19 protein-coding genes and 3 pseudogenes are annotated in these 21,570 nt (G+C 68.3%); 7 read left to right on the top strand and 15 right to left on the bottom strand.

What is annotated here, in order from left to right:
• Positions 1–13: 13 nt before the first annotated feature.
• Positions 14–1,078, bottom strand: coding sequence for an FUSC family protein (locus OUO20_RS16845; protein ID WP_134164882.1), 1,065 nt, complete (start codon positions 1,076–1,078; stop codon positions 14–16).
• A 153-nt stretch (positions 1,079–1,231) separates the two neighbouring features.
• On the opposite strand from OUO20_RS16845, the pseudogene OUO20_RS16850 reads away from it, so the two are divergent.
• The 6 genes and pseudogenes from OUO20_RS16850 (at position 1,232) to OUO20_RS16875 (ending at position 7,456) form a co-directional block, all read left to right on the top strand.
• Positions 1,232–2,073 (top strand): annotated as a pseudogene (locus OUO20_RS16850) (ACT domain-containing protein).
• On the top strand, positions 1,973–3,718 hold the full coding sequence (locus OUO20_RS16855; protein ID WP_268002218.1) for an MFS transporter: 1,746 nt from the start codon (positions 1,973–1,975) through the stop codon (positions 3,716–3,718). Before OUO20_RS16850 ends, OUO20_RS16855 begins: the two are co-directional and overlap by 101 nt.
• Before the next feature lie 78 nt (positions 3,719–3,796).
• Positions 3,797–4,480, top strand: coding sequence for a GntR family transcriptional regulator (locus OUO20_RS16860; RefSeq protein ID WP_268002219.1), 684 nt, complete (start codon positions 3,797–3,799; stop codon positions 4,478–4,480).
• Positions 4,477–5,340, top strand: a complete 864-nt coding sequence (locus OUO20_RS16865) for an aspartate/glutamate racemase family protein (RefSeq protein WP_268002220.1) — start codon at positions 4,477–4,479, stop codon at positions 5,338–5,340. Before OUO20_RS16860 ends, OUO20_RS16865 begins: the two co-directional genes overlap by 4 nt.
• The gene (locus OUO20_RS16870; protein ID WP_268002221.1) at positions 5,295–6,722 is read left to right on the top strand and encodes an amidohydrolase family protein; all 1,428 of its coding nucleotides are present in this window, start codon (positions 5,295–5,297) and stop codon (positions 6,720–6,722) included. The genes OUO20_RS16865 and OUO20_RS16870 overlap by 46 nt, the downstream gene beginning before the upstream one ends.
• 8 nt (positions 6,723–6,730) lie before the next feature.
• The gene (locus tag OUO20_RS16875) at positions 6,731–7,456 is read left to right on the top strand and encodes a maleate cis-trans isomerase family protein (RefSeq protein WP_134164878.1); all 726 of its coding nucleotides are present in this window, start codon (positions 6,731–6,733) and stop codon (positions 7,454–7,456) included.
• Positions 7,457–7,462: 6 nt separating this feature from the next.
• Here the strand turns inward: OUO20_RS16875 and OUO20_RS16880 are convergent.
• From OUO20_RS16880 to OUO20_RS16905, 6 genes and pseudogenes are all read right to left on the bottom strand, one after another.
• Positions 7,463–8,382, bottom strand: a pseudogene (locus OUO20_RS16880) (diacylglycerol/lipid kinase family protein).
• A 72-nt stretch (positions 8,383–8,454) separates the two neighbouring features.
• Entirely contained in the window at positions 8,455–9,828 is a 1,374-nt protein-coding gene (locus OUO20_RS16885) for an NAD(P)(+) transhydrogenase (Re/Si-specific) subunit beta (protein ID WP_018769787.1), read from the bottom strand.
• Positions 9,825–10,148, bottom strand: coding sequence for an NAD(P) transhydrogenase subunit alpha (locus OUO20_RS16890; RefSeq protein WP_223993130.1), 324 nt, complete (start codon positions 10,146–10,148; stop codon positions 9,825–9,827). Before OUO20_RS16890 ends, OUO20_RS16885 begins: the two co-directional genes overlap by 4 nt.
• Positions 10,148–11,359, bottom strand: a complete 1,212-nt coding sequence (locus OUO20_RS16895) for a Re/Si-specific NAD(P)(+) transhydrogenase subunit alpha (RefSeq protein ID WP_268002222.1) — start codon at positions 11,357–11,359, stop codon at positions 10,148–10,150. The genes OUO20_RS16890 and OUO20_RS16895 overlap by 1 nt, the downstream gene beginning before the upstream one ends.
• Before the next feature lie 161 nt (positions 11,360–11,520).
• A complete protein-coding gene (locus OUO20_RS16900) occupies positions 11,521–12,303 on the bottom strand; it encodes an IclR family transcriptional regulator domain-containing protein (RefSeq protein WP_056392429.1) in 783 nt (260 codons plus the stop codon).
• A 117-nt stretch (positions 12,304–12,420) separates the two neighbouring features.
• Entirely contained in the window at positions 12,421–13,245 is an 825-nt protein-coding gene (locus OUO20_RS16905; RefSeq protein WP_268002223.1) for a shikimate dehydrogenase family protein, read from the bottom strand.
• Between the two features lie 138 nt (positions 13,246–13,383).
• Here OUO20_RS16905 and OUO20_RS16910 point away from each other — a divergent pair, with 138 nt between their 5' ends.
• Entirely contained in the window at positions 13,384–14,721 is a 1,338-nt protein-coding gene (locus tag OUO20_RS16910; RefSeq protein WP_056392427.1) for an MFS transporter, read from the top strand.
• A 160-nt stretch (positions 14,722–14,881) separates the two neighbouring features.
• On the opposite strand, the pseudogene OUO20_RS16915 reads toward OUO20_RS16910, so the two are convergent.
• From OUO20_RS16915 to pcaG, 8 genes and pseudogenes are all read right to left on the bottom strand, one after another.
• Positions 14,882–15,693: pseudogene (locus OUO20_RS16915) on the bottom strand (IclR family transcriptional regulator domain-containing protein).
• 23 nt (positions 15,694–15,716) lie between these two features.
• Positions 15,717–16,391 carry a 3-oxoacid CoA-transferase subunit B gene (locus OUO20_RS16920; RefSeq protein WP_268002224.1) on the bottom strand — a complete coding sequence of 225 codons (675 nt, stop codon included), beginning with the start codon at positions 16,389–16,391 and terminating at the stop codon, positions 15,717–15,719.
• Between the two features lie 2 nt (positions 16,392–16,393).
• A complete protein-coding gene (locus OUO20_RS16925) occupies positions 16,394–17,095 on the bottom strand; it encodes a 3-oxoacid CoA-transferase subunit A (RefSeq protein WP_018769796.1) in 702 nt (233 codons plus the stop codon).
• Positions 17,095–18,294, bottom strand: coding sequence for a thiolase family protein (locus tag OUO20_RS16930; protein ID WP_268002225.1), 1,200 nt, complete (start codon positions 18,292–18,294; stop codon positions 17,095–17,097). Before OUO20_RS16930 ends, OUO20_RS16925 begins: the two co-directional genes overlap by 1 nt.
• On the bottom strand, positions 18,291–18,731 hold the full coding sequence (gene pcaC / locus OUO20_RS16935; protein ID WP_268002226.1) for a 4-carboxymuconolactone decarboxylase: 441 nt from the start codon (positions 18,729–18,731) through the stop codon (positions 18,291–18,293). Before pcaC ends, OUO20_RS16930 begins: the two co-directional genes overlap by 4 nt.
• On the bottom strand, positions 18,728–19,546 hold the full coding sequence (locus tag OUO20_RS16940; protein ID WP_268002227.1) for an alpha/beta fold hydrolase: 819 nt from the start codon (positions 19,544–19,546) through the stop codon (positions 18,728–18,730). Before OUO20_RS16940 ends, pcaC begins: the two co-directional genes overlap by 4 nt.
• Entirely contained in the window at positions 19,539–21,014 is a 1,476-nt protein-coding gene (locus OUO20_RS16945; RefSeq protein WP_268002228.1) for a lyase family protein, read from the bottom strand. Before OUO20_RS16945 ends, OUO20_RS16940 begins: the two co-directional genes overlap by 8 nt.
• The gene (gene pcaG / locus OUO20_RS16950; RefSeq protein ID WP_018769801.1) at positions 21,011–21,568 is read right to left on the bottom strand and encodes a protocatechuate 3,4-dioxygenase subunit alpha; all 558 of its coding nucleotides are present in this window, start codon (positions 21,566–21,568) and stop codon (positions 21,011–21,013) included. The genes OUO20_RS16945 and pcaG overlap by 4 nt, the downstream gene beginning before the upstream one ends.
• Between the last annotated feature and the right edge of the window lie 2 nt (positions 21,569–21,570).

Genomic DNA, 21,570 nt, shown 5'->3' on the forward strand with positions numbered 1-21,570 from the left:
GGGCACAAGGCGGTCAGGCCGCCGTCGTCCTTTGCCTGATCCGGCGCCATGCGCCGGGCGCCAGCACCACGGCAATGCCGACGGCGGCGCCGATCACGGTCTCGATGATGCGGTCGCGCAGCAGGATGGAGGGTGACGCCGGGACCACCAGCAGTGTTGAGACCAGCGCGAGGGGTGTCACGAAAACCTGGGCCAGAAGGTACTGGCGGATGATGAACATCTCGGCCCCGAACTGGCACAGCGCCATCACCAGCACGGTTTGCCACGGCTGCAGGCCCACCAGCAGCACGGCCGCGAGGACCAGCAGGCCCAGGACCGTGCCGATGATCCTTTGTATGCCGCGGCGCACCCGGTGCCTGGTGGTGTGGCCCACCAGCGGCACCACGGCAGCAACCATGGCCCAGTAGTTGTGCCCGAACCCCAGGCGCTCCCCCGCCCACGTTGCCAGCGTGCCGGCAAGGCCTGCGGCCACCAGGTAGCCGAGCCCTTCAACCCAGGCCGCGCGCTTCTCCGCGGGAGTGCGGCGGATGCGGGGAGGCCTGGCCCAGGGAGTCCTGTGGCTGGGAAGGATGCGGGACGAGAAGCCGACCAGCAGGGCGAACACCGTGGTCAGGACGGCCACCAGCATGCCTTGCCAGAGCGGCGGCTGGTTGGGAATGGATGCGATGGCGGCGAAGGCGAAGATATGGAAGAGCGAGCCGCCGGGGCGCAGCCTGAGCCAGGAAATGGCAACCGAACAGGCGCCGGCCACCAGCGTGGTGGCCAGGACCAGCAGCCACGTGTGGGTGGGGGCGTCCAGGCCCCAGGCGGGACCCATGCGCGCCGCCAGCGCCGCCAGGAGCATGACGAGCAGCATCAGCAGACCGGCGCGCAGCTGCAGGATAAACCGGACGGCGTGGGGTTCGCCGCGGCCGTAGATTCCGGTGAAGGCGCCGAAGGACGCGAAAATTGCCAGGTCCAGCCTGCCGAGCAGCACCAGCGTGATCAGTGGAACGAAGACGCCCACGGCGCACCTGAACGCGGGGTGGTGGTCCTTGTTGCCGGGGGCAATGCTGAACATTTCAGCAAACAACTTCACGGGCAGCGCCTTCCTGGGGTGGATTCTGACGGGCGGCCGCGCTGACGTTCCTGATAAATCCTACGGTGCGGGACCCGGAAGGCCCCCGGCGCGTTCCCATGAATGGAATCGGGGGGCAATGCGGTGGAAACAGCACCGCACCATGCTTGTGTCATGAAGCGCCCTGCCCACAACACACCCGCTGCCGAACTGCGCTGCGAGGTCTGCGGCCTGATGCCTGAGCCGCCCAAGGCGCGGCTGACCTTGGCGAACGTCGCCGTGATGCTGCCCATCGAGCTGCTGGTCCACGCCCTGGTGGTGGAGACCCACCTTCCCTATGTGGCCAAGGTCCTGGTGCTGACCCTGACGGCCACAGTCCTGGTGATCTGGGTGGCCGAGCCCTCGGCTGCCCGGATCCTGCTGCGCTGGCTGCACGCCCCGGCCCTCCGGCACCGGCGGCAGCTGGCGTCGGCGCCGTCCCTGTGGCGGGCGCGGACGCTTCTCCAGGACCGGCCCGGTTCGCTGCAGCGGATCACGGCGGCGCTGGCCCGGCTGGACACCAACATCCTGAGCATCCACGTCCACCCGGTACCGGCTGGGGTCCTGGATGAGTTTGTCCTCTCGGTGCCCGGGGACGTGGGCGAACGGGAACTGCTGGCGGCACTTCACGACGGCGGCGGCAGCAGTCCGCACGCCTGGCCCACCACCGCCCTGGCCATGGCTGACGGGCAAACCCGGGCGCTCAGCCTGGCAGCGAGGATCGCCGCCACCCCGGACGAACTCCCCTGGCGGTGGCCGAGCTGCTGCACGCACGGATTGTGCCGCCGTCGGACGCCGGCTTCAAAGCGTCCGACGACGGGACGCACCTTAAGATCCCCACGGCCTGGCATGGCCCCATCACCTTCTCCCGGCCGGATGAGCCGTTTACGCCGGCCGAGTCCGCGCGGGCCCACCGGCTGGCGGAACTGGCCGAGATCCTGTCCCACCGGCCGGACGGATCCCCCACGGCGCGTTGAGCTTTCCGCGCTGCTGCCGCCCGGCCTTACCCGTGCGCGGCAGTCACAATCCGTCAGCAGGGCCCTTGCAGCGCCCGGCCGGCAAAAACCCTTGACAGTGGCCGGAGTCACTTCTACCTTTGATTTTGGGATCCCAAATTGGGATCCCAAAAGTGCATTTCCCGCTCAACGCTCCGGATCGTCCAGCGGCCCCCTGCCGGCAGGCGCAACAACCCTGCCCGGCACGTACGTACAACGCACCATTCGCATCCTCCCCATCCGTAAACTTCCCCGTGAAGGAGAAGCTGTGTCCATCCCAAACACTGAAACAACGGCCACGTCCGACGAGGCCACCCCCGGCACTACCGAAACGCGCGGAAAGGACGGAACGCAACGGCGCACCTCCGTCCGCTGGCGGCTGTTCCTGCTGCTCCTGGTCCTGGTGTCCGTCAACTACATCGACCGCGGCTCCATCTCGGTGGCCCTGCCAATCATCCAAAAGGAGTTCGACCTCGCCCCGGAACTGGTGGGCCTGCTGCTCTCCGCCTTCTTCTGGACCTACGCCCTGATGCAGATCCCTGTGGGCCTGCTCATCGACAAGTTCGGTCCCCGCAAGGTGATGACCGCCTCCTGCGTGGGCTGGGGCGCGGCAACGGCCGCATCCGGCATGGCCGGCGGCTTCCTGAGCATGTTTATCGCCCGCCTCGGCATCGGCGTGACCGAAGCAGGTGTCATGCCCGCCGGCGGCAAGCTCAACGCCATCTGGATGCACAAGTCGGAGCGCGGCCGCGGTGCCACCATCCTGGACGCCGGCGCCCCGCTGGGTGCAGGCCTTGGCGGCATCCTCATCGCCGGCCTCATCGCAGCGACGGGCAGTTGGCGCAGTTCGTTCGTCATCGCCGGCGCCGCAACAGTCCTGATGGGCCTGGCCGTCTGGTGGTACGTCCGCGACAACCCGCGGCAGCACCGCGGTGTCAATGCCGCCGAAGCCGAGTACATCGAAGCGTCGCACGCTGCCGAGGATGCCGAAGCTGAGCTCGACGGCAGCCAGGGCAAACGCGCACTGCTCCCCTACCTCAAGTTCCGCTCCTTCTGGGCGATGTGCTTCGGCTGGCTCGGCTTCAATGGAGTGTTCTATGGCCTGCTGACCTGGGGCCCGCTCTATCTCGCCCAGGCCAAGGGCTTCGACTTGAAGACCATCGGCTGGTCCACCTTTGTCATCTTCGGTGCCGGCTTCGTCGGTGAAATCCTGGGCGGCACCATTGCGGACAAGTGGCGTGCATCCGGCGCGTCAGCCAACCGGGTGATGCGCACCCTCCTGGGCATCTCGAGTGTCGTGGTGATCGGCGGCCTGGTGGGCGTCACCGTGGTCCCGGACCCCACCACCGCTGTGGTCCTGCTCTCCCTCGTCATGTTCTTCCTGCGCTGGGTGGGCCTGTTCTGGAGCATCCCCTCCATCCTGGGCGGCCGCACCAACGCAGGCGTCCTGGGCGGTGCCATGAACTTCAGCGGCAACATCTCCGGCTTCGTCACGCCGATCGCCGTCGGCCTGATCGTCGGAGCCACAGGTTCCTACACCTGGGCGCTGCTGTACTTCGTGGGTTCCGCAGTGATCATGGGCGCCTCAGTCCTGACGCTGAACTACAACAAGCGGCTTCCTGTCTAAGCTGACCCTCGCAGGGAAACTTGCACCCAACGCCCCCGCAGCCGGGAGCAGTGCCGTACAAAATCCGAATGGAGCATCATGCTGACCGCAGAAGAGACCCAGGACAAGGACCGCCCCCTCCGCGAGACTGTCCGGGACACCCTCCGCACCAGGATTTTCGAAGGACACTACGCTCCCGGCACGCGGCTGGTGGAACGCGACCTGGCAGCCGAATTCTCCGTCTCCCGGCTGCCGGTCCGCGAGGCCCTGCGCATGCTTCGCCAGGAAGGCCTGATCAGCGACCGGGGCGCCCGCGGGGCTGAGGTGAGCAGCCTCAGCCCCAAGGACGTGGAGGACCTCTTCGATGTCCGCCAGTCCCTGGAAGTCCTGGCATGCCGGCTCGCCGCCAAACGGGCCACCAAGGAGGACCTCGCCCATTTGAAGGGGCTGCTGGACGATGCGGAAACCTTCCTGGCCAAGGGATCAGTGATGGAGGCGCACCGCTCCAACAGCGAATTCCACGACGCCATCACCCGCATCGCGGACAACAACTTCCTCAAGTCCGCCCTGGAACCCCTCCAGGGCCGCATGCACTGGCTGTTCCGGCATGTCAGCGACCTGCCCGAACTCATCCGCGAACACCGCGACCTGTACACCGCCATTGCCAGCGGCAATCCGGACAAGGCAGCCGCCCAGTCCGCATCACACATTGGAAAGTACCGGGACCAGTTTCCCGAGGACTTCCAGAAGACCGAACCAGAATTCCACCGGAAGAGAAAATGAAACTCCTGGTCATCAACCCCAACATCAGCGCCGATGTCACCGCGCTGATTGAATCCGAGGCGCTCCGTTCCGCCTCCGCCGGCACCGAACTGCTGGTCAGGACTGCCGGGCACGGCGTGGAGTACATCGAGACCCGCTTCGAAGCCCTCATCGCCGCGGGTGCCGTGGCAGAGATCATTGCCGAACACACCCGTCCCGGCGCAGACCCGGTGGACGCCGTGGTGGTGGCTGCCTTCGGGGACCCGGGAATGCCGGCCCTCAAGGAACTGGCCGAGGTGCCCGTCATCGGGATCACCGAGGCCGCCCTGTGCGCAGCAGCACTGCAGGGCCACCGGTTCTCCATCATCGCCATCTCGGACCGGATCAAGCCCTGGTACCGCGAGTGCGTGGAGCAGTTCGGACTTGCCGGACGGCTGGCCTCCATCCGTTCCATCAATGACTCCCTGACCAGCATCGCCTCCGTCCAGCAGGACTTCAGGGAAACCCTGCTGGCACTCAGCCGGCAGGCCGTGGCGGAGGACGGCGCCGACGTCGTGATCCTTGCCGGCGCCCCGCTGGCCGGCCTGGCCCGCGACCTCACGGGGCAGATACCCGTCCCTGTGGTGGATGGCATCTCCGCAGGCATCCGCATGGCCGAGGCCGTTGCCGCGCTGCAATCCGGGCCGCACCGCGCCGGCGCCTTCGCCCCGCCGCCGGCCAAGGACCGCAAGGGCCTGTCGCCAAATCTGGACGCGGCCCTTGCCGCCCGCCAGGAGCACGCCGGCACCCCCAGCCCGCCGCCTAGCCAGAGCCCAACAACTTTAGGAGGACACCGATGTCCCACCAGCCACAACTCGTCATTGCCAACGCCACCGTGGTGAACAGCCACGGCCGCCGGGAGGCGCACGTCGTGGTCCACGACGGCCGCATTGCCCGGCTCGTCGACGCCGCCGGGCCCGTCCCCGCGGCGGACCGCACCATCGACGCCACGGGCAAACTCGTGATCCCCGGCGGCGTGGACGGACACTGCCACGTGGCCCAGGTCACGGGGCGATTCCGCACCCTGGACGACTACCGGACCACCTCCACGGCAGCGCTGTGGGGCGGAACCACCACCATCATCGATTTCGGAATTCCCCGCGACGCCCAGGAAACCCCGCTCGCCGCCGCCCTGCACAAGAAGGAACTCGCCACGGAGTCCCGCTGCGACGTTGCCCTTCACGGCGCCGTGGTCACCTGGGACGAAACCGTCCCGTGGCAGCTTGAGCAGCTGGCAGCGGAAGGCGTCCGGTCGGTGAAGATGTACACCACCAACCGGGGCACCACCATGGCCGACGGCGACACCATCCTGAAGGTCATGCGGGAAATGGTCCGGCTGGACGGGTTGACGTACATCCACGCCGAACACGACCCCATCATTGCCGACTGCACCGCCCAGCACGCGGAGGACGGGCGGATCGGCATCGAACACCTGCACCGGACCCGGCCGGAACTGGCCGAGGAGATCTCGGTCACGGAAACCCTGGCCATGGCCGAATACACCGGCGCCCCGGTGTACTTCGTCCACCAGTCCACGCCCGGGGCAGTGGACCTGGTGAGCGAAGCCCGCTCCCGGGGACTGGAGGCCTACTCCGAGACCTGCCCGCATTACATCACGCTGGACGATTCCGTCTACGGATCCACCTTCCCCGAGTGGTTCGCCTGCTGCCCGCCCATGCGCAGCCCGGAAACCGTGGCCGCCCTCAAGGAGCGGCTGGTGTCCGGAGCCATCCACACCATGTCCTCCGACCACTCCTGCTACGACCTGTCCCAGAAGCGCGAGCGCACCGACGACGTGCGCGCCATGCCGCACGGACTGCCCGGCGTGGAGACGCGGATGCCGGTTACGTTCACCGCGATGACCTCCGCCGGGGCAACCGTGGAGCAGTTCGTGGAGGCTTTCGCTGCCGCGCCGGCACGGATCAACGCCGTGCCCGGCAAAGGCTGCATCGCCGAGGGGTTCGACGCCGACCTGGTGGTTTTCGACCCCGCAGAGGAACGCACCGTGAACGGCGCGGCCCTGCACATGGGAACGGACTTCTCGCCTTTCGACGGGAAGGCACTCACGGGCTGGCCCGCCGTCGTTGTTTCCAACGGACGCGTGGTCCTGGACGCGGACGGCTTCCATGACCCCGGCGCCGTGGGCCGCTTCATCAACCGCACCGGCTTCCGGCAGCACCAGTCTGCTGCCCCCGAAGCTTCCCGACTCGCCGCCGCCCTCTAGGAGCCCCCATGCCTGCAAGCACACGCCCCCGCCGGATCGGCATGATCGTGCCGTCCTCCAACACCTGCCTGGAACCGCAGACCTACCGCATCCTGGGCGGCCGCACCGACGTCACGGTGCACTTCACCCGGATCCCAGTCACCCGCATCGCGCTCGATGACTCCTCCGACCGCCAGTTCGATCCCACAGTCATGCAGGAGGCAGCAGCACTGCTGGCGACGGCGGACGTGGACGTGATTGCCTGGAACGGCACGTCAGGCTCGTGGCTGGGCCCGGCGCACGACCAGGAGTTGGCGGCCGGGATCAGCGGCGCCACCGGCATCCCCGCCACCACCTCCACGCTTGCCTACCTGGAAGCCTTCCGGACCTTCGGCACGGAGCGGATCGGCCTGTTCACCCCCTACACCGCGGACGTGAACCACCGGGTCATCGCCTGCTACGAGCGCGAAGGCATCAAGACCGTGGACCACCGGGCGCTGGGATTGAGCGACAACGAGTCCTTTGCCCGGGTCACCGACGACGAGATGCGCCCGGGCTCCCTGGAACTGGCTGCCGCGGCACCGGACGCACTGGTGTACCTGTGCACCAACCTCTACGGGGCCAACATCACCGCCGAAATCGAGGACAGCACCGGAGTGCCGGTGCTGGACTCCGTGGCCGTCACCCTCTGGCACGCCCTGAAACTGGCAGGCGCGCCGTTGCTGGAACCACGCTGGGGACGGCTGCTGGGCTAAACCGCCCTACATCCGCAAGGTCAGGGCGCCGGGCTCCATGGTCATGAGCACGTGCTTGCTCTCGCCTTCGTGGTCCCCGTCCAACTGGTAGTCGTCCTTGTGTTCCAGCGTGATCTCAACGGTCTTGCCCTGGAAGTACTCCACGGCGGTGTCCTTGCCGCGGCCCTTGCCGATCATTCCCGCCACCACGGAGAGCCACCCCAGCTTTCCGTGGTGGGGAGCCAGGACGGCGATGTCCAGCAGGCCGTCGTCCACCTTGGCATCAGGGAAGATTTCAAGACCGCCCTGGACCTTGCCGCAGTTGCCCACCATCACGCTGCGGACGCCCCGGTGCACCACGGGCTTGCCGTCGATCACCACGGTTGCCTTGACCGGTTTGCCGGGCAGGTTCCGGATGCCGGCGTCCACGTAGGCCAGCCAGCCCACCTTGTCCTTCAGGTCCTCGTTGGTGTCCGCCATGATGGTCGCGTCATAGCCCAGGCCGGCCATGACCAGGAAGAGCTGGTCCTTGTCCGGGTCGCTGCGCCGGGCCCGGACCACGTCGATCTTCCGCTCCGTGCCGATGAGGGCCCCGGCCATGGCGCCGTCGTAGTCGGTGACGTCCATGCCCAGGTTGCGCGCCAGCAGGTTGCCCGTCCCCAGCGGCAGCAGGCCCATGGGGGTGTCGCTGCCGGCCAGGACCTCGGCAACGCACCTCACGGTGCCGTCGCCGCCGGCCGCGATCACGATGTCCGCACCCTGGGCCAGCGCGTCCTTCGCCTGGCCGACGCCCGGATCCTCCTTGGTGGTTTCCAGCCAAATGGCTTCCCCCACCCGTTTTCCACGCAGTGCTTGGCCACCAGGCCGCGCACGTCGATATCCACCGGCTTGGCAGGATTGACGATGATGGCGGCACGTTTGGGCGAAGTGGAGCTGTTGTCAGTCATGGCGTCCTCTGATGGCGGATGGAAAGCAAGCTTCTGAGAGAAGGGTAACCCGCCCGGTGCGCCGTTCCGCGCCTACAGGGCCTTGACCGCGCCCAGCACCTGGGCCAGGGAGTCCTTGGCGTCGCCGAACAGCAGCGATGTCTGGGGTTCGTACAGCAGGTCGTTCTCGATGCCGGCGAATCCCGGGCGCATGGACCGCTTGAGGAACACCACCTGCCGCGCCTCCGCCACTTCAAGGATGGGCATGCCGTAGATCGGTGAGCCGGACGAAGTCTTGGCGGCGGGGTTCACCACGTCGTTGGCGCCCACCACCAGGGCCACGTCCGTCGTCTTGAACTGCGGGTTGATCTCGCCCATCTCCTTGAGCGACTCGTACGGGACGTTGGCCTCGGCCAGGAGCACGTTCATGTGTCCGGGCATCCGGCCGGCCACGGGATGGATGGCAAAATCCACTTCGATGCCTCGGGCCTCCAGGGCCAGGGCCAGCTCGGCGGCCGTATGTTGGCCCTGCGCCACGGCCAGGCCGTAGCCGGGGACGATGATCACCCGCTGGGCGTACCCCAAAAGGACCGCCACGTCCTCGGCCGAGGACGAACGGACCGGACGCTCGCTCACGGCGGTGGACCCCGCCGTCGAACCTCCCCTGAAAGCCCCGAACAGGATGCCCGCCACGCTCCGGCCCATGGCGGCGGCCATGGCCCGGGTGAGGATGGTGCCCGAAGCCCCCACCAGGGTCCCGGCCACCACCAGCAGGACGTTGCCCAGCACCAGGCCGGACGCCGCGACGGCCAGGCCGGTGAAGGCGTTCAGCAGCGAGATGACGATTGGCACGTCGGCGCCGCCTACTGGCAGCACCAGCAGGACGCCGGCGGCAAGGCCCAGCAGCAACAGCAGGACCGCAAGGGGCAGCGAGGCGGTGAGCACCACGGCCACGCCGGCGGCCACTGCGGCGAGCAGGACCACGGCCATCACCACCGGGAGGCCCGGGAACACCACGGGCCGGGTGGTCATCAGTTCCTGCAGCTTGGCGAAGGTGACGCCGGAACCGGCGAAGGAAACGGCACCCACCAGGAGCGTGAACACGATGGCCACGCGAACCCAGGGATTGCCGGCATGGCCCAGTTCCAGGAGGGCCACCAAGGCAGCCGCGCCGCCGCCCACGCCGTTGAACAGCGCCACCAGCTGGGGCATCTGCGTCATCTTCACGCGCCGGGCCACGGGTGCCGCCACCACGCTGCCCACCGCGATGGCGGCCAGGATCCAGGGGATGTTCTCCAGCCGGGCGGACAGGAACACCGTGACGACGGCGATCAGCGCACCGAGTGCGCCCACCAGGTTTCCGCGGCGCGCGGTCCGCGGGGAACTGAGCCCGCGCAGGGCCAGGATGAAGCAGACCGCCGCGACGAGGTAGAGCAGGGAGGTCCCGATGGGGTCGAGGAGGCTCATTTGCTGCCCGTTTCAGGCTGCACGGCACCTTTTGGGGCTGCGTCCTTCCTGGCATGGAACATGTGCAGCATCCGGTCCGTCACCACGAACCCGCCCACCAGGTTGGCGGTGGCAAGGACAACGGCGAGCAGCGCCACCGCCAGGACCCATGGGTCTGCTGCCTGGCCGGCCACAATGATGGCACCGACAAGGATGATGCCGTGGATGGCGTTGGCACCGGACATCAGCGGCGTGTGCAGGGTGCTGGAGACCTTGGACACCACTTCGAAGCCGACGAACACCGCCAGAACCGTAATGGTCAGCAGGGCTGTTCCGTCCATCAGAGCGTTCCTTCCTGCCGGGCCGCGGCCGTGGCCGGCTCTGCGGCGGCACGTGCGCGGGCGGCCAGCAGCTCCGCCGTGGGCTGGTGCCGCACCACGCCGTCGTGGGTGAGGCAGGCACCGGCCACCACTTCGTCGTCTAAATCCAGGGTGAGCCCGCCGGCACCGGCGTCATCCGGGCGCACCAGCAGGGCCAGCAGGTTGGCCACGTTCTTGGCGTAAAGACGGGAGGCGTCCGACGCCATCGCCGAGGCCGGGTCCTTCAGGCCCACCAGGGTGACGTGCCCCATTCCATCGGCGGTGGGGATGGGGATGTCCTGGCCCGGTACCGAACCCTCCACGTTGCCGCCGGACTCCGCGGCGAGATCAACCACCACCGACCCGGGCCGCATGCCCTGCACCATCCCGCGCGTCACCAGGAGGGGTGCGGGGCGCCCGGGGACTGCCGCCGTCGTAATCAGCACGTCCGACTGAGCCACGTGCGGCGCCAGCAGCTGCCGCTGCCGTGTGCCGGCATCGGAGCTCAGCTGCCGGGCGTAGCCGCCGGCCGCCTCCGCCGTCTCCAGGTCCAGCCGGATGAAGGTGCCGCCCATGGAGGCAACCTCGTCCGCGGAAGCCGGACGGATGTCGTTGGCGAAAACCCGGGCGCCCAGGCGCTTGGCCGTGCCGATGGCCTGCAGCCCCGCCACCCCGGCTCCGAGGACCAGGACCCTGGCGGGCGGAATGGTTCCCGCGGCCGTCATGTAGAGCGGGAAGAAGCGGGGCAGCCGGATGGCAGCCTCCAGCACGCAGCGGTAGCCGGCCACCAGCGCCTGCGAGCTGAGGGCGTCCATGGACTGGGCACGGGAAATGCGGGGCACCAGTTCAAGGGCGAAGGAGGTCACCCCGTTGTCCGCGAGCGCCTGCACTGCCGGCAGCTCGGACGACGGCGACGCGAGCCCCACGGTGACGGCTCCCCTTTTCAGGGACGCGGCGGTGTGCGGGTCAAGGGGGCGGACATGCGCCAGGATGTCGAGGGCCGTGGTGTTGAGTTCCGGGACGACGGCGGCGCCGGCGTTTTGGTATGCCTGGTCAGCGTGCCCGGCGCCGTCCCCCGCCCCGGTCTCCACCAGGACCTCCAGCCCCATCCCGGCCAGCTGCCTGACGGTATCCGGCGTGGCGGCCACACGACGCTCGCCCTCCCGGCGTTCCCGCGGTATGCCCAGTTTCACCCGCCGACCCCTCCTCCTGACAAGCGATGCAGCGGCTCTGCTGCACGCAGTTGGCTAGAGTCTATGGCCCGTTCAGCTGCGGCGGGAGTGGTGCGCTGTGCTTGTGTGGAAACAGTTACATGGCAAGCGGCCTTGAGCGCGGTCCACCGCGGGAGGGAGGGTCAGCCGCGGGTGGTTGGGCCAGGGCCGCCGTAATCGAGTGCGATCCGCCGCGCGGTCTCCATCAACGGGGGAAGGACTGACGCTTCAATGTCCTGGGCGGCCGCCCGGTGCGTCTGCAGTGAAACATTCGCCGCAGCCACCACCTCGTTCCCCCGCCGCACCGGCACGGCCACGCCGCGCAGGCCTTCCTCGAGCTCCTGGGAAACCATGGACCAGCCCCTTTTACGCGCCAGCTCCACTTCGGAACGCAGGTCGTCAATGCTGCTGATGGAGCGGTCGGTGTAGCGGTGCAGCTGGACCGTGCGGAGATACTCCTCGAGCTGCGCCGGGGGCATTCCGGCGAGGAGCACCCGGCCCATTGAGGTCGCCCAGGCCGGAAACCGGGTCCCCACGGTAATGGAGACGCTCAACAGCCGCGGCGACGGCACGCAGGCAACGTAAACCACGTCGCCGCCGTCGAGGATGCACAAGGCCGTGGTCTCGTTCAGGTCCTCCGCCAGTTCCTTGAGGTGCGGCTGGGCCACCCCGGGAAGCGTAAGGCCGGCCAGGTAGGCCCGACCGATGTCCAGGGAACGGGCGGTCAGTTCAAAGGCCTGGCCCTCGGCGCGGAGGTAGCCAAGATCTGCCAGGGTCAGGAGGAACCGGCGCGCGGAGGCGCGGGTCATGTCGGTCCGGGCAGCAACCTGGGAAACAGTGAGCCGTGGCTGGTCGGCGGAAAAGGCGAGCAGCACGTCGAAGGCCTTCTCAACCGACTTCACAAAGTAGGCTGGCTGCTCCTCCATGAACGTTGCGGTTCCTCTCCCGACGGTCGGCGCCCCGGCACAGGGTCCGCCGGGCTTCAGCGCCTGTCCGATCATATCGGGCCGGTGGGCACTGGAGTGCGGGGTGCGGCCCGCCGGTCAGGAGGCTGCCCGGATGCGTTCCAGCGTTTCCTTGAGCAGCCTCCCGGACTGCCCGTCGAGCCCCAGGAGCGGCACCATGGCCACCGCCTGTTCCCGCAGGTGCTCCCAGCCATCGATGCACCGGACTCCCATGCCACGCGCCCGGGCCACGCTTGCAGTGGTGTGGCGGGCATACACGAAGTCATAGAGGACGGCGTCAGGGGCGAGTGGGCCGTCGCCCCATGCCGGACCGTCGGACATGCTTTTGCCGATGGGAGTGGCATTCACGATCAGGGAGGCATCGGCGGACAGCTCCTGCCCCTGCTGCCAGGAGACCGTCCGGGCGTCCATGCCGCGTTCCCGGGCAAGATCCAGCAATTCCGCCGCGGCGTGCGGGTCGCGGTCAGTGATGGAAACGGTCCCCAGATGCCCCTCCAGGGCGATCATCGCGGCCCTTGCCGCTCCACCGGCGCCCAGGAGGAGGGCGTGCCGTTGGTACTGGCCGCCCAGCAGCGCGGTCAGGGCGGATATATCGGTGTTGTGCCCCACCAGCCGTGTGCCCTTTCGAACCAGGAGGTTGCAGGCACCGCTCAACAGGACTGGGTCTGTTGCCTCGTCCGCTGTTTCCGCCGCCCAGTGCTTGTGCGGCATGGTCACGTTGGCCGCCACGATGCCGGGCGCCAGAAGCCGCCTGCGGACCTCGTCGAGGTCGCCGCCGGCCGGCACATCCCAGGCATCGTAGGTCCATTCAAGGCCGAGTTCCTGGAAAACAGGATTCCAGAGGCGCGGGGACATGGCCTTGGAAGCTGCTGATCCGATCAGGACTAAGCGGGAGGGTTCCATTGTGAAGCACCTTTCCGTCGGCGTTGTGATTGGCGTCACCGACTAGTATCCTCTTTCTAGGCGCATTACGCACACATGTTCGCAATGCGTACAAATAGAACAGATCCCCCGCCTTCAGCGTGGAAGGAAAACCCGGACATGACCGACATCGCAGCAGGAGCCCAGGCCAAGCCGACGCCTGAGGCACAACGCCGGCTAAAGCGCGCCAAGAAGGCAGCGCTGGCCGCATTCCTCGGCGGCGCCCTGGAGTACTACGACTTCTTCATCTACGCCACTGCCGCTTCCCTCGTCTTCTCGAAGATCTTCTTCCCGGCGGGCGACCCCACGGTTGCCTTGCTGGCCTCCTTCGCCACGTTCGGCGTGGCATACGTGGCCCGGCCCTTCGGCGCCGTGGTGTTCGGCCACCTTGGTGACAAGATCGGCCGGAAGAATACGCTCGTGCTCACCCTGGTGCTCATGGGCAGCGCAACGTTCCTCATCGGCGCCCTGCCGGACTTCAACACCGCCGGCTACTGGGCACCCGCGCTGCTGGTCCTGCTCCGCCTGATGCAGGGCCTCTCCGCCGGCGCCGAGACGGCCGGCGCCTCCGCCCTCTCCACGGAAGAGGCTCCCGAGGGCCGGCGCGGCTTCTTCGCCAGCTTTGCCATGAGCGGCATTTCCGCGGGCATCGTCATGGCATCCCTGGCCTTCCTGCCCGTGGCTGCCATGAGCGAGGCCGACCGCCTCGCCTGGGGCTGGCGGATCCCGTTCTGGCTCTCCCTGATCGTGCTCATCGTCGCCTACCTGGTCCGCCGGTCACTGGCCGAACCTGAGGTCTTCGAGGAAAAGCAGGAGCACGGTGAACTGGTGAAGCTTCCGTTCGCCAAGATGTTCCAGACCCACCCGGCGCAGTTCTTCCAGGTGGCGCTCATGTCCTTCGAAACGGTCACCAACACGTTCATGCAGTCATTCGGCCTGGCCTACGCCGTGTCCGTCGGCGTTCCCGCTTCCACCATGCTGTGGGTCAGCATCGTGGGCAACATCCTTGCCGTCTTCACCCAGCCCCTGACCGCGCGCCTGTCGGACACGTTCGGCCGCCGGCCCATCTTCATCATCGGCGTCCTGGGCTCCGGCATCATGATCTTCGTGTATTTCTCGGTGATCGCCACCGGCAACATCCCCATGATCTTCCTGACCAGCACGCTGATCACCGCCGGCACCTATGCCATGTCCAACGCGATCTACCCGGCCTGGTTCTCCGAGCTCTTCAACGTCAAGGTCCGCTACTCCGGCATGGCCATCGGGCTCCAGATCGGCATCCTGTGCGCCGGTTTCACCCCGCTGCTCGGCACCGCCCTGGTGGGCGCCGACAAGGCGAACTGGGGACCGGCAGCCTGGATCGTGGCGGGCTCGTCGATCCTCGCCGTGGCCGGCGCCTGGTGGGCGCGCGAGACCGCCAAGACGCCGCTGCGGGAGCTGGGCAACCCCGTCCGGTAGGGGCATTCACAGCCCCATAACGAACAGAAGAGGACGACGGCGGGAAGCACCCGCCGTCGTCCTCTTGCTTAACCTGGCGGCGCGGTGTGGCCCTGGTTGAGTTCGCAGGAACAGTCCCGGCGCACTCAGGCCAGGAGTGGACGCGCGGCTGGGGTTTTTGTTATCCGCGGGCGGTCAGGTCCGCGGAGATGAGTTTTGCGGTGGCCATGATCTCCTGCGCCACCGAGGCCAGGTAGGCTTCCCGGTCCGGTTTGGCCTCCACGGACTGGGCCTGCAGGGAGACGTTCACCGCGGCCACCACCTTGGGTCCGTCGTACACAGGAGCGGCAACGGACATCAGGCCCAGCTCCAGTTCCTGGTCCAGCAGGCACCAGCCCTGTGCACGGACCGTTTCCAGGACGGCCAGCAGTTCCTGGACGGACCCGAGGGCGCGGGGGTCAGAGGCTTGATGTCGGCCGCGGCGAGATAGGCCTTGAGGTCCGACGCCGGCAGGTGGGCCAGCAGGACCCGGCCCATGGAGGTGGCGTAGGCGGGGAACCGGGTGCCCACGGTGATCCCGATGGTCATGATGCGGCGCGTGGTGACGCGGGCAATGTAGGCGATGTCGGTGCCGTCCAGCACGGCGGCCGACGTCGATTCGCCGAGTATGAGGGACAGTTCCTCCAGGTGCGGCTGGGCCAGTTGGGGCAGCGACAGCCCGGAGAGGTAGGCGTAGCCCAACTGGAGGACTTTGGCCGTCAGCGCGAAGGTCTTGCCGTCGGTGCGCACGTACCCCAGCTCCACCAGGGTGTGCAGGAACCGGCGTGCCGTGGCACGGGTCAGGCCCGTGCGGCCCGCCACCTCGGTGAGCGTCATGACCGGCCGGTCGGCGTCGAAGGCGCGGATCACCGCCAGCCCGCGGGCCAGCGACTGGACGTACTGGTCGCTGGCCTGCGGGGTTGGCTGGATATCGGTACCTGCGGCGTCGGTCATGGTAACCAATCCTAGGGCCGTCCTTAGCCGGCCGAGGCGGCCTTGAGCGGGACGGGGATGAGTTCCTGGAGTTCCTCGAGGGTGCAGCCAAAAGTCTCGCGGACGGTGACACCGTTGGGACCGGTGAGGAAGACGGCCTTGTCCGTGTAGACGCGGGTGACGCAGTTGACGCCGGTGACCGGGTAGGTGCAGGCCTCGACGATCTTGGAGGCGCCGTCGCGGGTCAGGAGGGTCATCATGACGAAGACGTCCTTGGCGCCGGTGGCCAGGTCCATGGCACCTCCGACGGCGGGAATTGCCCCGGGTGCGCCGGTGTGCCAGTTGGCCAGGTCACCGGTGGCCGAGACCTGGAAGGCGCCCAGTACGCAGATGTCCAGGTGCCCGCCGCGCATGATGGCGAAGGAGTCGGCGTGATGGAAGTAGGAAGCGCCCGGGAGTTCGGTCACGGGAATCTTGCCGGCATTGATCAGGTCCTCGTCAATGTCCTCACCCTTGGCTTCGGGGCCCATGCCCAGCATGCCGTTCTCGGTGTGGAGGGTGATGTTCTGGTCCTCGGTGAGGTAGTTGGACACCAGGGTGGGCTGGCCGATCCCGAGGTTCACGAACGAGCCCGGGGCGATGTCGCGGGCCACGAGCCGGGCGAGGTCATCCCGGCCCAGGGGCGTGGCGGAGGTCTGGAGTGATGTTGCAGTGGTCAAGGTCAGGCCACCTTTCCGCTGGTGCCGGTTGCGCTGCGGTCTGAGGCCGGGACGCGGACAACCGTGTTGACGTAAATGCCGGGGGTGACCACGTTTTCCGGGTCCAGCGCCCCCGTGGGCACGATCTCGGAGACCTGCACGATGCTCTGCTTCGCGGCGGCAGCCATGATGGGGCCGAAGTTCCGGGCCGTCTTGCGGTAGACCAGGTTGCCCTTGCCGTCCGCCTTCAGTGCCTTGATCAGGGCGACGTCGGCGTGGATGGGGGTTTCAAAGACCTGGCCGCGGCCGTCAATGATCCGCGTTTCCTTGCCCTCGGCCAGCATGGTGCCGTATCCGGTGGGGGTGAAGAACCCGCCGATGCCTGCCCCGGCGGCACGGATCCGTTCGGCCAGGTTGCCCTGCGGCACCAGTTCCAGCTCGATCTCGCCGGCCTTGTACTTGGCGTCGAAGTGCCAGGAATCGGACTGCCGCGGGAAGGAGCAGATCATCTTCCGCACCCGGCCTTCCTTGATGAGCAGGGCCAGGCCCTGGTCGCCCTGCCCGGCGTTGTTGTTCACCACGGTCAGGTCCGTGGCGCCGCAGTCCAGCAGCGCGTCGATCAGTTCGAACGGCTGGCCGGCGTTGCCGAATCCGCCGATCATCACGGTGGAGCCGTCCTTGATGCCGGCCACGGCCTCCTGGACGGTGTCAACAAAAGTCAGCATTACTGGTCCTTTCCAGCGGTGACGTTCTCGAGTACCACGGCCAGGCCCTGGCCCACGCCGATGCAGATGGCCGCGACGCCCCAGCGTTCGCCGGAGGCCTGCAGGGACCGGGCCAGGGTGCCCAGGATCCGGGTGCCGGAGGCACCCAGCGGATGGCCCATCGCGATGGCCCCGCCATGCCGGTTCACGATCGAGGGATCGATGCCCCAGGCGTTGATGCAGGCCAGGGACTGCGCGGCGAACGCTTCGTTAAGTTCGACGGCGCCCACCTGGTCCCAGCCGATGCCCGCCTTCGCGAGGGCCTTGTTCGCCGCCTCCACCGGTGCGTACCCGAAGTACTGCGGATCATTCGCGTGCGCGCCGCGGCCGGCGATCCGGGCCAGCGGATCCAGCCCCAGCAGCCCGGCGGCCGCCTCGGATCCGATCCACGCCGCGGAGGCGCCGTCGGACAGCGGGGATGCGTTCCCGGCGGTCACCGTGCCGTTCTCGGTCCGGAACACGGTCTTCAGCCCGGCCAGCTTCTCCGCCGACGATCCGGCACGGATGCCTTCGTCGCGGACCAGGTCCGTCCCGGGCACCGGGGCGACCAGGTTGTCGTAAAACCCTTCATCCCAGGCGGCGGCGGAGAGGTTGTGGGAGGCCGCGGCGAACTCGTCCTGCGCCTCGCGGGTCACCCCGTACTTCTCGCGCAGCCGCTCGGTGGCCTCGCCCAGGGAGATGGTCCAATCCTTGGGCATGGCCTTGTTCACCAGCCGCCAGCCCAGGGTGGTGGAGGCCAGGGTCATGTCCCCGGCCGGGTAGGGCTTCTCCGTCTTGGGCAGCACCCACGGGGCACGGGACATCGACTCGGCCCCGCCCACCAGCATCAGGTCGGCGTCGCCGGCGTTGATCTGCCGGGACGCGATGATTGCCGCGTCCAGGGACGAGCCGCAGAGCCGGTTGACCGTGGTGCCCGGGATGGACACCGGCAGCCCGGCCAGAAGGGTTCCCATCCGCGCGATGTTGCGGTTTTCCTCGCCCGCGCCGTTGGCGTTGCCGAACACCACCTCATCGATCCGCTCCGGATCAAGCCCCGGGGCCCGCTTCACGGACTCGCTGATAACGTGCGCGGCAAGGTCATCCGGCCGCACCCCGGCGAGGCCGGAACCGAACTTGCCGAAGGGGGTGCGCACGGCGTCGTACACAAAAGCCTGGTTCATGGGGTTTTATCCGTTCCGGTGTTGTCCATGTCATGGAACACCTGCTGTGCTGTCTTGAAGGCGGTGTTGGCGGAGGGGACGCCGCAGTAGATGGCGGTCTGGAGCAGGATCTCCTTGATCTCGTCCCTGCTCAGGCCGTTCCGGAGGGCGGCGCGGATATGCATGGCCAGCTCTTCCCAGTGCCCGTGCGCCACCATGGCAGTGATGGTGACGGCGGACCGCATCTGGCGCGGGAGCCCCGGGCGGGTCCAGATACCACCCCAGGCGATCCGGGTGATCATGTCCTGGAAGTCCTCGGTGAACTCATCCTTGTTGGCGTTGGCCCGGTCCACGTGCGCGTCCCCCAGGACCTCGCGCCGGACCGCCATGCCGCCGTCGTAAATCTCCTGGCTGGTGGCGCCGGGCTGGACCACGCCGTGCCGCTCATTTCCGCTCACTTGGCTGCTCCCTGGGATTCGGCCCAGCTGATCAGGCTGCGCATGAGATCGGCAACGTGCGCGGGAGCCTCGGCCGGGGCCAAGTGCGCCACGCCTTCCAGCGTGACGGCCGTGGCGGTGCCGCCCCCGGCGGTGATGCCGGCTGCCACCTCGTCAGCCATGGCCGGCGTGGCCACGCCGTCCACCGCGCCGGCGATGACCTGGGTGGGGACGCGGATGCTGCCCAGCTGGCTGCGGACGTCGAAGGAGGCCAGGGCCTCGCAGCAGAAAGCGTAGCTGAAACGGTCGGCGTCGCGCAGGGCGTGCAGGAGCCGGCTGCTGAACTCGGGTTCCCGGTCCATGTAGCCCGGCGCGAACCAGCGCTGCGCCGAGCCCTGGATCATCACGGGTGTGCCCTGGGTGCGGACCGTTTCGGCCCGTTCCAGCCAGCCCTCCGGGGTGCCGATCTTCGCCCCGCTGTTCTGGATGGAGAGGCTCTTGAGCCGCTCGCCGTGCTTGATGCCCAGCTGCAGGCCCACGGCGCCGCCCAGTGAAACGCCGGCGTAGTGGAATGTTTCACCGGGGGCGATGGAATCCACCAGGTCCACCACGGCGTCCGCGAGGGCTGCGACGTCGAAGGTTTCGGTGGCTGCCGGAGAGACGCCGTGGCCGGGCAGGTCCCAGGCGACCACGTCGTAGTCATTGCCGAGCAGGGTGGCCACCCTGTTCCACAGGATGGAGGAGGTGCCCAGGGATGGGCCCGCCACCAGTAGGGGGTGGTCGCCAAGGGGTCGCTGGGGGGACAGCAGCGCTGCCTTCAGGGTTGGCTTAGCCACGGGAAGCTCCGTTCGCGTCGGTGGTCTGGGAATCAAAGTCGGGGAACGCCGCCAGGATGCGGCGGGAGATCTGGGCCGCCTGGCCCAGGTAGCTGCCGGGGTCCAGGAGCTCCTCCAGCCGCTGGTCGGGAACGACGGCGGCAGGGACGGCCTCGCGGAGCAGCTTCCGGTAGGTGGCGGCTTGGTCGGAAGGCGGTGCTTGAAGGGTCTGGTCCACCACGTCCTGCAGCTGCTGCTTGCCGGTGCGGCCGTCCTTCCCGTCCAGGAGGGGCGCCACGGCCGCGCTGACGCCTTCTGCCAGCAGCAGCGGCCCGGACAGGTCCAGGTTGCGGCGCATGGCATCGGGGAACACCTGGAGTCCTTCGGCGAGCTCACGGATATGTCCGGCAGCGCCGAGCGTGAGCGCCAGGAGCTGGCGGAGTGCCGGCCATTCGATGTGCCAGGCGCCGTCCGGGCGTTCGTCGTTGAAGGTGGCGGCGGCCAGGTGCAGCTGGGCAGCCAGGCCGGGCGCCTGCAGTGCGGCGCTGCGGACCAGGACGGACAGGACCGGGTTCTGCTTTTGCGGCATGGCAGAGGAAACCCCGCGCCCGGGAGCGCGTGGCTCGGCAAGCTCGGCCACCTCGGGCCTGCTCAGGAACAGGACGTCCGCGGCGATCTTTCCGAACGCATCCAAAACCGAAGCCAGCCCATGCCCAAGGGACGTGATGGCCAGCCGGTTGGTGTGCCAGGGAGCCGCCGCGGGGGCCAGGCCCAGCTGGGCGGCCAGGGCATCGGCCAGGGTAAACGGGGTGGCAGTGGATCCGTCGGTCAGCACGGTTCCGGCGGCGAGCGTTCCCGCAGCCCCGCCGAACTGGACCGGGAACTCCAGGCCTTGCAGCTGCCGGCCCGCGGCGGCCACGCCCTGGAACCACTGCGCGGCCCGGAGCCCGAAGGTATAGGGAAGCGAATGCTGCGTCAGGCTCCTGCCCACGCACAGCGTCTGCGCATGTTGCCCCGCCAGGGCGGCCAGCGCCGCGGCGGTGCCTTTGAGGTCGGCCAGCACGGCGTGGACGGTGTTGCGGGCCACCAGCATGAGGGCGGTGTCCAGCACGTCCTGGCTGGTCAGGGAGGTATGCACGGCCTTCCCGGCACCGATCCCGGCGCTGTCCAGCGCGGCCACCTTCTTCCGGAGGTCCGCCAGCAGCGGAATGACCGGGTTGCCGCCGCCCTGGGCACGCAGCGCGATGTCGGCGAGGTCGTATCGCCCTGCCTCGGCAGCGGAAGCCACGACGGCGGCAGAACCGGCAGGTGCCAGGCCGGCCCGTTGCAGCACGGCTGCCCAGCCCGATTCGACGGCGAGGATCGCCGCCAGCACTGCCCGGTCCCCCGTCAGCGCCGCCACCAACGGTGACGCTGATACGGGACTGAGCAGGCCGGCGTCGGCCTCTTCCGCGAAGGCGCGCAGATCTCCCGGGGCGGCGTTGGTCACTGGAAGTCCAGGAAGACCGTCTCGCCCTCACCCTGGAGGCGGATGTCCCAGGTGAGGCCGCCGTCAGGGTCGCGGCGGGCGATGAGCGTCTTGCGGCGCTCCGGATCCAGCGAGCTGAGCAGGGGGTCGTTGGCCAGCGCCTCGGCGTCCTCAGGCAGGTAGATGCGGGTGAACAGCCGGTTGGTCAGGCCGCGGGCAAAGAGCGCCACGGAGATGAACGGCGCCGCGCCCGGTTTGGTGGGGCCGGGGTTGACCGTGGTGAACGTGAAAACGCCGGAGTTGCCCACGGCGCCGCGGCCCCACCCGGTGAAGGTGTAGCCGTCGCGGACCAGGGAGCCGGTGCGCTGGACAACCCTGCCGTCGGCGTCCGGCTGCCAGATTTCCAGGATGGCGTCCGGGATGGTGTGGCCGGCGCCGTCGTAGACGGTGCCCTGCAGGCGGATGGAGCCCGGGAAGCCGGGAGGCAGCAGCTCGTTGTCCTTCTCGAACGGAAGCGCATAGCCATAGAAGGGGCCAACGGTCTGGCCCGGGGTGGGAACAAGTTTGGTGCTCATTT

The organism is Arthrobacter sp. FX8 (genome assembly GCF_026723805.1).
GTDB lineage: Bacteria > Actinomycetota > Actinomycetes > Actinomycetales > Micrococcaceae > Arthrobacter.